This is a genomic window from Herbidospora cretacea (genome assembly GCF_001570605.1).
GTDB lineage: Bacteria > Actinomycetota > Actinomycetes > Streptosporangiales > Streptosporangiaceae > Herbidospora > Herbidospora cretacea.
In genome coordinates this window covers 171,624-183,809 of the sequence record NZ_BBXG01000004.1, presented here as the reverse complement: position 1 = coordinate 183,809, position 12,186 = coordinate 171,624, and the positions used below count along the sequence as shown (strand labels likewise).

At 70.3% G+C, this 12,186-nt stretch carries 12 protein-coding genes; 1 reads left to right on the top strand and 11 read right to left on the bottom strand.

Translation table 11 applies throughout. The features are described 5' to 3' along the window. Positions 1–64: 64 nt before the first annotated feature. From AW270_RS39475 to AW270_RS08950, 7 genes are all read right to left on the bottom strand, one after another. Complete coding sequence (locus AW270_RS39475; RefSeq protein ID WP_169807280.1) at positions 65–232, bottom strand: hypothetical protein; 168 nt, start codon at positions 230–232, stop codon at positions 65–67. 119 nt (positions 233–351) lie between these two features. Beyond that, on the bottom strand, positions 352–3,060 hold the full coding sequence (locus AW270_RS08975) for a DEAD/DEAH box helicase (protein ID WP_061292738.1): 2,709 nt from the start codon (positions 3,058–3,060) through the stop codon (positions 352–354). Between the two features lie 25 nt (positions 3,061–3,085). After that, a complete protein-coding gene (locus tag AW270_RS08970; RefSeq protein WP_245674634.1) occupies positions 3,086–3,952 on the bottom strand; it encodes a diacylglycerol/lipid kinase family protein in 867 nt (288 codons plus the stop codon). After that, positions 3,949–4,806, bottom strand: coding sequence for a twin-arginine translocase subunit TatC (tatC, locus tag AW270_RS08965; RefSeq protein ID WP_061292736.1), 858 nt, complete (start codon positions 4,804–4,806; stop codon positions 3,949–3,951). Before tatC ends, AW270_RS08970 begins: the two co-directional genes overlap by 4 nt. A gap of 36 nt (positions 4,807–4,842) precedes the next feature. Continuing rightward, entirely contained in the window at positions 4,843–5,187 is a 345-nt protein-coding gene (gene tatA / locus AW270_RS08960; RefSeq protein ID WP_061292734.1) for a Sec-independent protein translocase subunit TatA, read from the bottom strand. Positions 5,188–5,399: 212 nt separating this feature from the next. Beyond that, positions 5,400–6,350, bottom strand: coding sequence for a helix-turn-helix transcriptional regulator (locus tag AW270_RS08955; protein ID WP_369408982.1), 951 nt, complete (start codon positions 6,348–6,350; stop codon positions 5,400–5,402). Next, positions 6,347–7,291 (bottom strand): helix-turn-helix transcriptional regulator, encoded by a 945-nt coding sequence (locus tag AW270_RS08950; protein ID WP_061292731.1) that lies wholly within the window; start codon positions 7,289–7,291, stop codon positions 6,347–6,349. Before AW270_RS08950 ends, AW270_RS08955 begins: the two co-directional genes overlap by 4 nt. 37 nt (positions 7,292–7,328) lie before the next feature. On the opposite strand from AW270_RS08950, the gene AW270_RS08945 reads away from it, so the two are divergent. Further along, positions 7,329–8,402: a DUF3866 family protein gene (locus AW270_RS08945; protein WP_061292730.1), complete on the top strand. Its 1,074-nt coding sequence runs from the start codon at positions 7,329–7,331 to the stop codon at positions 8,400–8,402. 111 nt (positions 8,403–8,513) lie between these two features. On the opposite strand, the gene AW270_RS08940 is transcribed toward AW270_RS08945, so the two are convergent. The 4 genes from AW270_RS08940 to pafA all read right to left on the bottom strand — a co-directional run bounded on the left by AW270_RS08940 (position 8,514) and on the right by pafA (position 12,125). Further along, positions 8,514–8,966, bottom strand: a complete 453-nt coding sequence (locus AW270_RS08940; RefSeq protein ID WP_061292728.1) for a DUF3291 domain-containing protein — start codon at positions 8,964–8,966, stop codon at positions 8,514–8,516. Positions 8,967–8,998: 32 nt separating this feature from the next. Further along, positions 8,999–9,649, bottom strand: coding sequence for a helix-turn-helix transcriptional regulator (locus AW270_RS08935; RefSeq protein ID WP_061292725.1), 651 nt, complete (start codon positions 9,647–9,649; stop codon positions 8,999–9,001). Between the two features lie 7 nt (positions 9,650–9,656). Beyond that, a complete protein-coding gene (locus AW270_RS08930) occupies positions 9,657–10,691 on the bottom strand; it encodes an FKBP-type peptidyl-prolyl cis-trans isomerase (RefSeq protein ID WP_061292723.1) in 1,035 nt (344 codons plus the stop codon). Between the two features lie 75 nt (positions 10,692–10,766). Then, positions 10,767–12,125, bottom strand: a complete 1,359-nt coding sequence (gene pafA / locus AW270_RS08925; protein ID WP_061292721.1) for a Pup--protein ligase — start codon at positions 12,123–12,125, stop codon at positions 10,767–10,769. Positions 12,126–12,186: the final 61 nt, after the last annotated feature.

The window sequence follows — 12,186 nt, the reverse complement described above, 5'->3', positions numbered from 1 at the left end:
CTTGCCAGAGAAACGGACAGGGCCGCTCGCGTGATCGCGGGCGGCCCTTGGCGCAGTCGTCAGGTCACTTCCTGAGGCTCCAGGTGGTGCCGTATCCGCCCAGGTGCAGGGCCAGGAAGACGGCGCCGGCGATGGTCAGCGTGGTCACGGTCAGGACCGCGCCGACGGCGTAGCCGCCGATCGCGAAGACGAGGGCGACGAGGAACAGGAGAGCGGCGAGGAGAGCGAACATCCGGACCTCCAGAGGCGGGGCTTGTACTTAGCGGATTTCCGCCGCGTTATATCCGGAATCTCCCTTTGGAGTTACGGTGGGCGAACAGACCACCACTCGCTCCTGACCGGCCGGTCAGTTCAGGTCAGCGACGAGTAGGCCACCACTCCGCGCCGCATGGCGTCGATCGCCTTCACCGAGGTCTCGCGCACCTTGCTGCCCTGGGGCGCGGCGTCGCGCAACTGGCCGAGCAGGTCGAGCAGCTGCTTGACCCACCGCACGAAGTCGCCCGCCGCCAGGTCGTTGTCGGTCAGCACCGCGTCGAGGGTGTGGCCCTTGGCCCAGCGCCAGGCGGCCCAGGCGAAGTTCATGTCGGGCTCGCGGGTGAACGACAGCTCGTGGTCCTGCTCGACGGCCTCCAGGTCGGCCCACAGCTTCACCATCGACGCCAGCGCCTCTTTGGCGGCTCCGGCGGGGATGCGGGGGCTCCTGTTGTCGTCGGACTGGCGGGATTCGTACACCAGCGAGGAGACGCAGGCGGCCAGTTCGGCGGGGTCGAGCTTCTCCCAGATGCCGCCGCGCAGGCACTCGGCGGTCAGCAGGTCGAGCTCGGTGTAGAGCTTGGCGAGGCGGCGGCCCTCGTCGGTGACGGTCTCGCCCTCCAGGTAGCCGAGCTCGTCGAGGATGCCGCAGACGCGGTCGAAGGTGCGGGCGATGACGTGGGAGCGGCCCTCGACGCGGCGGCGCAGGCCCTCGGTCTCGCGCTGCAGCTTGTAGTAGCGCTCGGCCCAGCGGGCGTGGTCTTCGCGCTCGTCGCAGCCGTGGCAGGGGTGCTGGCGCAGCTCGCGGCGCAGGCGGAGGATCTCGTCGTCCTCGGCGGCGTGGTCGCGGGCGCGCACCGGCTTGCCGAGGTCGACGTCGCCGAGCTTGGCGTGCATGGTGGCGACCAGGTTCGCCCGCTCCTTCGGGCTGCGGGCGTTGAAGTTGCGCGGGACGCGGATGTGGTCGACCGGCTCGACCGGCACCGGGAAGTCGGCCGGAGTCAGCTTCTTGACCTGCTTGCCGACCGTCAGGACCAGCAGCGACGGCCCCTCGCCGCGCACGCTCACGCCCGGGTCGAGGACGACGGCCAGCCCGGCCCGGCGCCCGCCGGGCACCCGGATCACGTCGCCGACCTTCAGCACCTCCAGGCTCTGCACCGCCTGGGCGCGCCGGGCGGCGCCGCGCTGCCTGGACAGCTCGGCCTCCCGGTCGGACAGCGCGCGGCGCATGGCGGCGTATTCGGGGAAGTCGCCCAGGTGGCAGGTCATCGCCTCCTTGTAGCCCCGGAGCGCGTCTTCGTGCTTGCGCAGCTGGCGGGCGAGCCCGACGACCGCGCGGTCGGCCTGGAACTGGGCGAAGGAGTCCTCCAGCAGGGCGCGGGCGCGCTCACGGCCGACCTGGCCGACCAGGTTGACCGCCATGTTGTACGAGGGCCGGAAGCTCGACCGCAGCGGGTAGGTGCGGGTGCTGGCCAGACCGGCGACCCCGATCGGGTCCATGCCGGGCTGGTAGACGACCACCGCGTGGCCCTCGACGTCGATGCCGCGGCGGCCGGCCCGGCCGGTGAGCTGGGTGTACTCACCCGGGGTCAGGTCGGCGTGGGTCTCGCCGTTCCACTTGTCGAGCTTCTCGATGACGACCGAGCGGGCGGGCATGTTGATGCCCAGCGCCAGGGTCTCGGTCGCGAAGACCGCCTTGACCAGGCCCTTGGTGAACAGCTCCTCGACGACCTCCTTGAAGGCCGGGAGCATGCCCGCGTGGTGGGCGGCCAGGCCGCGCTCCAGGCAGTCGCGGAAGTCGAGGTATCCCAGCACCGCCAGGTCTTCGTCGGGCAGGTGGGCGGTGCGCTCGTCGACGAGCTGGCGGATCTCGTGGCGCTCCTCGTCGGTGGTGAGCCGCAGACCGGCGTAGAGGCACTGCTTGACGGCGGCGTCGCAGCCCGCGCGGGAGAAGATGAAGGTGATCGCGGGCAGCAGGCCCTCGGCGTCGAGGCGCTCGATGACCTGGGCGCGGTCGTGGGGGGTCCGTCTGGGGCGGTTGTAGCCGCGTTTGCCGCGGACCTGGTTGAGCCGCTGCTCGTCGCGGGAGATGCGCATCAGGTTGGCGTTGATGCGGGTCGCGCCGTCTTCGCTGGCGAACAGGTCGTAGATGCGGTTGCCGACCATCATGTGCTGCCACAGCGGCACCGGGCGGTGTTCGTCGACGATCACCGTCGTGTCGCCGCGGACCGCGCCGAGCCACTCGCCGAACTCCTCGGCGTTGGACACCGTGGCCGACAGGGCCGCGACCCGGACCGACTCGGGCAGGTGGATGATCACCTCTTCCCAGACGGCGCCCCGGAAGCGGTCGGCCAGGTAGTGGACCTCGTCCATCACCACATAGCCGAGGCCCGACAGGGTCTGGGACCCGGCGTAGAGCATGTTGCGCAGCACCTCGGTCGTCATGATGACGATCGGGGCATCGCCGTTGACGCTGTTGTCGCCGGTCAGCAGGCCCACGTTGGCGGCGCCGTAGCGGCGCACCAGGTCGTTGAACTTCTGGTTCGACAGGGCCTTGATCGGCGTGGTGTAGAAGCACTTGCGGCCCTGTTCGAGGGCCAGGTGGACGGCGAACTCGCCGACCACGGTCTTGCCCGATCCCGTCGGCGCCGCCACCAGCACGCCGTCTCCGGCCTCCAGTGCCTGGCAGGCGTCGAGCTGGAACTCGTCGAGCTCGAAGTCGTACAACCCGCGGAACGAGGTGAGCGCCGGGCCCGACTCGTTCTGCTGGTCACGGAAGGCGGCGTAGCGTTCCGCAGGCGTGCTCATGGCGTCAACCCTACCGATATTCCTGTTACGGCCGTGTCATCACCGTCAGCGCACCTGCACGGGCCGTGCAGGTCAGCGGGGTGGGTCCGGCGCGTTCCCCGTCGGCGTAGGCGATCACGCCGGGTGCCTCCAGCGTCACGGAGGCGGCACGGTGGACCTCGACCGCCGGGTGTTTCGTGTGGGTGCCCAGGAACACCTTCGGGAAGGCGCGCAGGAAGGCGGCCTTGGGCAGCGCCTTCAGGATCACCACGTCGAGCAGGCCGTCGTCGGGCCGCGCGGTGGGGCAGACCTTCATGCCGTTCCCGTACGACCGCGTGTTGCCGACCGCCACCAGCATCGCGGTGACCTCGGCGGCGGGGTGGTGGTCGAGGGTGATCCGGAACGGGATCGGCTCGAACTCCCTCAGCTCCCGCAGCACGGCGGTGACGTATTTGGCCGGGCCGGTCATGGCGTTGGCGCGTTCGTTGACGCGCGAGTCGAAGCCGCAGGCCAGCACCCCGGCGAACCACCTGTCGCCGACCGTGGCGGCGTCGATGACCCGGGGCACTCCCCCGGTGACCAGGTCGGCGGCGCGTAACGGGTCGCGCGGGATCCCGAGGTCGGCGGCGATGTCGTTGCCGGTGCCGAGGGGGACGATCGCGAGCGGGACGCCCGTGCCGGCCACCGCCTGGACCGCCAGGTGCACCATGCCGTCACCACCGCACGCGACGACCACCGAGGGGCGCCCGCGCACGGCGGCGCGGGCCTGCTCCAGCGTGTCGCCGGGCGAGGCGCCCGAGATGACGGCGAGGTCCCGGCCGGAGGCGCGCAGCCGCGCCAGCACCGATTCGAGACGGGCCATCCCCCGGCCGCCGCGGGCGGCCGGGTTGGCGAGGACGGTTATCCCGCTCACTCGGCGGGGGTGCCGTCGAGTTCCTCTTCCAGCGCCTTGGCCTTGACGGCCGCGGCGGCGTCGGCCCGCTTGTCGTGGACGAACATGAACGCCTCGGCCAGGAAGAACAGCCCGATCATCGGCAGCGCGAGCGCCAGCATGGTGAACGGGTCCTGGCTCGGCGTCGCGACGGCCGCGAAGACGAACATGCCGAACACGACCATGCGCTGGTGCTTGGCCACGGTCTCGTAGCGGAGCACGCCGAGCAGGTTGAGGAAGGCCAGCAACAGAGGCAGCAGGAACGACACGCCGAAGATCAGCAGCATCATCATCAGGAACGTCAGATAGTCGTTGACGTCGATGAGCGGCACCGCGTTCTCGGGCACGAACCCCAGCAGCAGCGACAGGCCCTTGTCCATCGTCAGGTAGGCGAGCGTCGCGCCGGCCAGGAACAGCGGGACGGCCAGGCCGAGGAAGGTGTAGCTGTAGCGCTTCTCGTTGCGGTAGAGGCCGGGCGTCACGAACGCCCAGATCTGGTAGAGCCAGATCGGCGAGGCCACCACGAGGCCGAACATGAAGGCGACCTTGAGGTTGATGAACAGACCGCCGGTGACGCTGCCGACCACCAGGCTGCACTCTTTACCGCCGCCGAGCCGGTAGGCGTCGGGCAGGCGGCAGAACGGCCCGGTCATGAAATCCCAGATCGGATCGAAGAAGACCAGCCCGACGATCGTCCCGACCACCACGCCGATGATCATCTTGAACAGGCGGTTCCGCAGTTCGCGGAGGTGGTCCATGAGCGACATGCGCCCATCGGGGTCGTCGGTCGCGGCCGAGGAGGCCTTCTGCGTCGACGACCTCTTCAACAGGGCCATCCCATGATCCTGTCTCGGGAGAAGGTGCGGCGGAGGTCAGTTCTTCTTGTCGGACGGCTGGACGCCGGGCTGCGAGGACGCGCGGAGCTTCGCGTTCTCCTCTTCCAGCTGGCGCAGCCGGTCTTCGACCGAGGGCGTCGGCACGGCCGGCGGGATCTGCGCGGGCGGGGCCGGCGCCGGCTGCGGGGTGACCGTCTCGGCCTGCGCGGTGACGACGGTGTCCTTGCCGTCGTCCTCCTCGCGCATCTTCTGCGTCTCCTTCTTGAACAGACGCATCGACTGCCCGAGGGCGCGAGCCGTGTCGGGGAGTTTCTTGGCGCCGAACAGCAGGATGATGATGAGCCCGATGATGATGAGCTCAGTGGGTCCCAGGCTTCCCATGACACGTCCTTAAGGGGCGGGTGATGCACGTCCTTGCCCGATCGTACGCTGCGATGGCAGTGCTCATCACCCTTCGGGGGGACGAATCGTCCGCATTCGGGCCTTGGTTCGCTCGATTTCGGCCCCCAGTCCCCGTGCGGCCACCAGGACGCGAACCGTCAGAAACCCCACGACCACCAGGCCCGCCGCGCCCAGGCCCGCGTATAACCAGATCACACGCTTCCCTCGTAGTTCGCCAGGGTCCGCTTGGCCGTCTCGGCGACCCGCGCGGCCAGGGTCTCGGGCCGGACGACCCGCCCCGAGTCGCCGAGCCGCAGCGCCAGCCGGACGAGCCAGCCCTGGTCACGGGCTCGCAGCGCCACCCGCTGACGGCCCTCGCCGAGCTCCTCGACCTCCTCGACGGGGTAGTACTCGGAGATCCACCGCCCGGCCGGGGTGACCTCCAGCTCGACCAGCTCGTCGGTCTCGGAGGGGCGGAAGACGCCCTGGGTGACGTCCATCGGCTCGGCCTCGGCGGGCGGGTCGGCCGCCACGTCGAGGACGGCGACCTCCTGGATTCGGTCGACCCGGAACATCCGCATCGCCTCGGCCCGGTAGCACCAGCCCTCCAGGTAGTGGCGGCCGTCGACGAGGGCCACCCGCAGCGGGTCGACCTCACGCGGGGTGATCTCGTCGCGACCCGGGGTGTAGTAGACGAGCGAGAGGCGGCGGCCCCGGCGGGCCGCGTCGGTGACGGTGGCGAGCGCGCCGGGGGCGGCCTCGACCTCGACGGTGACCTGGTTGCTGATCGCGGCGGCGCCGTCTCCGGCCGACTGCTCCAGCTTGGCCACGACCCGGCCGAGGACCTCGCCGCCGGCGAACTCGGGCAGCTCGCCCAGCATTCGCAGCGCGACCAGCAGGGCGCTGGCCTCGTCGACGCCGAGCTTGAGGGGGCGGGCGATCGTGTCGGCGTTGTCGATGAGGATCTCGCCGCCGTCCCAGGAGACGTCGATCAGGTCGCCGGGGGTGTGGCCGGGCAGGCCGCACATCCAGACCAGCTGGAGGTCCTCGATGAGCTGCTTCTCGTTGAGCCCGAAGACCTTGGCCACCTCGGGCACGGAGGCCCCGGGGTGGGACATCAGGTAGGGCACGAGGGCGAGCAGCCGGGGGAGCCGGTCGTTCAATGCAGGGCACCCTTCAGGCGGCGGATCACGGCTTCGCGGGCGTCCGGAGGTCCGTCGATCACGGCGTCGGGGCCCAGGCTGGCCAGCCAGCCCGCGAGCCTCTCGGGGTCGGTGAAGACGATGTCGGCCTCGTCCCAGCCGTCGCCGGGCCGGACCTCGCGCGCGAGGTGGCGCAGGCCCTGGCAGGTGCCGGGGCGGACGCGCACCGTGGCGGTGCGTTCGGGACCGGGGTCGTCTCCGCCGTAGGCCACCAGCGCCCGCAGGTCGGTGCCCTCGGGCACCTCGACCGTTCCCGGGCGGCCGGTCGGGGTGACGTCGCCGACGATGCGGCTGAGCCGGAAGACGCGGGTGCCGTCGCGGGTGCGGTCGTGGCCGACCACGTACCACCGGCCGCGCCGGGACAGCACGCCCCACGGCTCGACCACGCGCTTGAGGACCGACTCGCTGCCGCCGGAGCGGTAGTGGAAGGTGACGGCCCGGCGGTCGCGCACCGCCTCCCACAGCGGGGTGAACGCGGCGTCGCGGGTGTCGACCCGCAGCTCCAGCGGCCCCTCGGCCAGGTCGGTCTCGACGCCGCCGGCCTTGAGCTTGAGCATCGCCCCGCCGGCCGCCTCGGCCAGGCTGGCCCGCTGCCACACCTGGGCGGCCAGGCCGAGCACGGCGGCCTCGTCGGGCTCCAGGGTGATCTCGGGGAGCTCGTAGGACTGCTTGACGATGCGATAGCCGGGGTCGTCCTCCCACGGGTCCTTCTGGACCTCGATGGGGATGCCGATCTCGCGGAGCTCGTTCTTGTCCCGCTCGAACATCCGCTGGAAGGCCTCGTCGTTGGCCGGGTCGTACCCGGGCACCGCGAAACGGATCTGCTCCGCACTCAACGGACGTGTGGTCGACAGCAGGCAGATCACCAGATTCAGCAACCGTTCCGTCTTCCGCCGCGACATCGGCCCTCCCTCCTGACTCGAACGCTACCCTTTTCCGGTGATCAGATGGCGCAGGGGCGAGGTCCGTGAGATCAGGCGCGAATGGCCCGGCGCACTCGAGATCGAGGTCGCCGTCGACGACGGCACTCGATGCCGGGCGCTGGCCTATCCGCCGCTGGTGGGCCGCCCCGAGCCCGGCGACACGGTGCTGCTCAACACGACCGCCCTCGCCATGGGCCTCGGTACGGGAGGTTACGCCATGGTGGTGGCGATTCCTGACCGTTTGCCACAAGATCCCGCAGGACCGGGCCATCTCGTCAAGGCCCGTTACACCCCCCTGCAGGCCACGGTTCTGGGCGCCGACGAGCAGGACTCCCCCCACCACGCCGTCCTGGAGGAGGCCGACTCCCTCGACGGGATGCCCGTCGTGGTCGCCGACCTGCACTCGGCCCTGCCCGCGATCCTCTGCGGCCTCTACCTGGAGCGCCCCGGCGCCCGGGTCGCCTACGTGATGCTCGACGGCGGCGCGCTGCCGGCGTGGTTCTCGATGGCCTGCGCGAAACTCCGCGAGATCGGCTGGTTGACAGGCGTTGTCACGGTCGGCCAGTCGTTCGGCGGCGACCTGGAGGCGGTCACGACCCACACGGGCCTGCTCGCCGCCCGCCACGTCCTCGACGCCGACCTGGTCGTCGTGGCCCAGGGTCCGGGCAACCTGGGCACCGGGACGAAGTGGGGCTTCTCCGGCGTCTCGGCCGGCGAGGCGGTCAACGCCGCCGGCGTCCTGAACGGCCGCCCGGTGGGCGCCCTGCGCGTCAGCGAGGGCGACCTGCGCGAGCGCCACATCGGCGTCTCCCACCACAGCCTGACCGCCTACGGCCGGGCCGCCCTGACCAGGGCCGACATCGTGGTCCCCGAACTCGGGGGCGACTTCGGCGCCCGCGTCGAGCGCCAGGCCGCCCCCCTGGGCGAGCGCCACAACCTGGTGAAAGTCAAGGTCGACGGCCTGTACGAGGCTCTCCAGGCCTCCCCTGTGGGCCTGTCGACCATGGGGCGCAAACTCGACCAGGACCTGGCCTACTTCCTCACCTCGGCCGCGGCCGGGCGGCACGGGGCCGCTCTTCTGCCGGCCTGAGTCCTCCGCGTCACCGGGCGAACCCCGCGCGCCCGGTTTGCGCCGGAGACGGCGCGGCCCGGAGCGGCGGGCGGCGCCGGGGTGGGCGGAGCCGTAACGGAAAGAAGGCTTTCACGCCCTGTCCCCGTGGGGATCGTAGAACTCCTTGAAGGTGAAGGCGTCGGGGGTCGGGCCCTTCTCGCGCAGCAGGGTCAGCCGCGACCAGCCCTCCTTCAGCGACGGGATCTCGCCCTCCTCCACCCACCACATCACCGTGTAGGGCTCGGCGACGCGCAGGAACCACTCGCGGCGGCGCTGGAGGACCGCCAGGTGGGCCGACTTGTAGACGAAGTTCCACAGCGTCTCGCGCGACTCCCAGATCGAGAAGTTGATCAGCAGATGGTCGCCGAACTCGTGGACGATCGTCTCCTCGGGGTCGTCCTCGTTGGCGATGGCGCGCCAGACGAAGCCCGGCGCGGCGTCGGCCAGCGTGTTCACGGGTTCGAGGGCGGCGACGAACTCGGTCAGCAGGGGGTCGTCGACGGGCGCGCGCATGTGCGCGACGTTGAACTGGGCCAGATGCATGACCTCACCGTCGCAAAGCCGGGTCTTCTATGTCAACTTTGATTTGTTTTAGAATCCTCTTGGGGGAAGACGACGCAGCACTCCCCCGGCCGGGGATCGAGCCGGGCCGGGCCCGGGTCACCGCGTCCTTCGAGAAGGCCCTGGCAGAGGGACAGGTTCATCGAGCACACGAGGAGGGGCTGCTCCTGGGCGAGCACGTGGAAGGGGCAGTTGCGCAGGCGCAGCGTCCCGTCGTCGTCGTAGGGCTCGTAGCCGCGCTCCCGGAGCAGGTCGGCCAGGCCGGTGGCGGCGCTCTCCGCGCCGAGACGGGCGCCGATGCGGTGAGCGGCCTTCTCGGCCACCTCGTCGGCGCCGAGCAGGTCGACGACCTCGGCCAGGACCAGGGCCAGGGTGCGGTAGTCGCGCGGGGGCACGCTCACCTGGCGCTCCCCCGGGGCCCGGCGGTAGACCTTCGCCGGGCGGCCGCTGCCGGGGCCCTTCTTCTCGGTCAGACGGGCGAAATCGGCCTCCAGGAGGCCCGACTCGACAAGCTTGTCAAGATGAAAGGCCGCCAGGGGGCGCGCGACGCCGGCCGCTTCCGCGGCCTCGTTGCGCCCGACCGGGCGGCCCTGCGAGGTGACGTATCGGTACAGTTCGCGGCGGACGGGGTCGTTGAGGGCCGCGACCGCCGCGAGATCGTCCATCGGTTTCCTAGAGAGCGCCGAGCACGTCGACGACGAACACCAGGGTGTCGGTGCCCTTGATGCCGGCGTCGGGCTGGCCGGCCTCGCCGTAGCCGAGGGCCGGCGGGATGGTGATGACGACGCGGCTGCCGACGTTGACGCCGGTCAGACCCTGCTTCCAGCCGGGGACGACCTGGTCGAGCGCGAACGAGGTCGGCTGCTTGCGCTCCCAGGAGCTGTCGAACTGCTTGTCGGTGCCCCAGATCTTGCCGGTGTAGTGGACCATGACGGTCTGCTTCTCGGTGACCTTCGGGCCGTCGCCCTTGATGACGGTCTTGACCGTCAGGTCCTTCGGCGGCTGGGCCGTCGTCGTGGTGGTCAGCGTCGGGGCGCTGTCGTCACCCGGGTTGACCAGCTTGACACCCTCGATGCCGGGGTCGGTGGCCTTGCCCTTGGCGGCCTTGGCGGTGGCCGAGACGACGTCGATGACCAGGACCTGGGAACTGGTGGTGAAGTCGGTGCCCTGGGTCTTGGCCTGCTCGACCACGGCCGGGTCGATCGAGTCCTTGCCGACCACGACGAGCACGCGGCCACCGGGCTTGCTGCCCAGCAGGCCGTCGTAGAGCGCCTTGGGCATCTGCTGCTGGCTGATCGGCACGAACTCCGACTGGCCCGAGTCGTAGGCGGAGCCGGTGGCCTTGTTCTCCTTGCCGTCCCACGTCCAGACGCTGACCTTCGCGACCAGCGTGTCACCGTCGGCGGCGGCGGCGCCGTCACCCTCGGAGATGACCCGGGCGGACGAGGTCAGCGCCGGACCGCCCTTCGGGAAGGTGACGCTGGGCTTGCTGCCCGGGTCACCCGCGACCTTGATGTCCTTCGGGTCGGCGGCGGGACCGACGGGGGCGGCCGCGGCGGCGCCCGACGAGGCGGCCGCACTGGGTGCGGCGCTCGTGGCGGCGGCGGAAGGGCTGGCTCCGGTGGCCGTCTTCTGAGCGGTGCCGCACGCGACAGCGGTCAGCATCAAAGGAAGAGCGGCGGCGGCGATGGCCGTGCGGCGGCGCATGTGAAAGTCCTCAAGGATATGACAGCGGGTTCGGGTCACACTACCCGAACCCGCCGTCTCCTCGACGTAAGGAGATCACATTCCAGCGATCAGCTTGTCGACCCGTTCGTCAACACTACGGAAAGGATCCTTGCAGAGGACGGTCCGCTGGGCCTGGTCGTTGAGCTTGAGGTGGACCCAGTCGACGGTGAAGTCGCGCCGCTTCTCCTGGGCCTTGCGGATGAACTCGCCGCGCAGCCGGGCCCGCGTGGTCTGCGGCGGAACCGACTTCGCCTCGAAGATCTTGATGTCGGACGCGACCCGCTCGACCGACCCGCGTTTCTGCAGCAGATAGAACAGGCCCCGCTTGCGGTGCACGTCGTGGTAGGCCAGGTCGAGCTGGGCCACCCGGGGTGAGGAGAGCGGGAGATCGTACTTGTTTCTGTAACGTTCAATCAGCTGGTATTTCGTGACCCAGTCGATCTCCCGCGAGACCAGGTCGAGGTCGCCGGTCTCCACGGCGCGCAGGGTGCGCTCCCAGAGTTCCAGGACCCGCTTGCTGATCTCGTCGCCGCCGCGGCGGTCGACGAAGTCCTTGGCCTTGCCGAGGTATTCCTGCTGGATCTCCAGCGAGGAGGCCTCGCGGCCGTTGGCCAGCCTCACCCGGCGGCGGCCGGTCATGTCGTGGGAGACCTCGCGGATGGCCCGGATCGGGTTCTCCAGCGACAGGTCGCGCATCACCACGCCCGCCTCGATCATGCGCAGCACCAGGTCGGTGGCGCCGACCTTGAGGAGCATGGTCGTCTCGCTCATGTTGGAGTCGCCCACGATGACGTGGAGCCGGCGGAAGCGCTCGGCGTCGGCGTGGGGTTCGTCGCGGGTGTTGATGATGGGGCGGCTGCGCGTCGTCGCCGACGACACGCCCTCCCAGATGTGCTCGGCCCGCTGGGAGACGCAGTAGACGGCGCCGCGCGGGGTCTGCAGCACCTTGCCGGCCCCGCAGATGATCTGCCGGGTGACCAGGTAGGGGATCAGGACGTCGGCCAGGCGGCCGAACTCGCCGTGGCGGCCGACGAGGTAGTTCTCGTGGCAGCCGTAGGAGTTGCCCGCGGAGTCGGTGTTGTTCTTGAAGAGGTAGATGTCCCCCGCGATGCCTTCTTCGCGGAGGCGCTTCTCGGCGTCGACGAGGAGTCCCTCGAGAATGCGCTCGCCCGCCTTGTCATGGGTGACCAGCTCCACGACGTTGTCGCACTCGGGGGTGGCGTATTCAGGATGGCTGCCGACGTCGAGGTAGAGACGCGCGCCGTTGCGGAGGAAGACGTTGCTCGATCGGCCCCAGGACACCACTCGCCGGAACAGGTAGCGGGCCACCTCGTCGGGGGACAGCCTGCGCTGGCCCCGGAATGTGCAGGTGACGCCGTACTCGTTCTCCAGCCCGAAGATGCGACGATCCATCACCTCACCCTATTCCCAGATCCGTCGTGTGCGGTAGGAAACTCATGGTCGTCTCATTCCC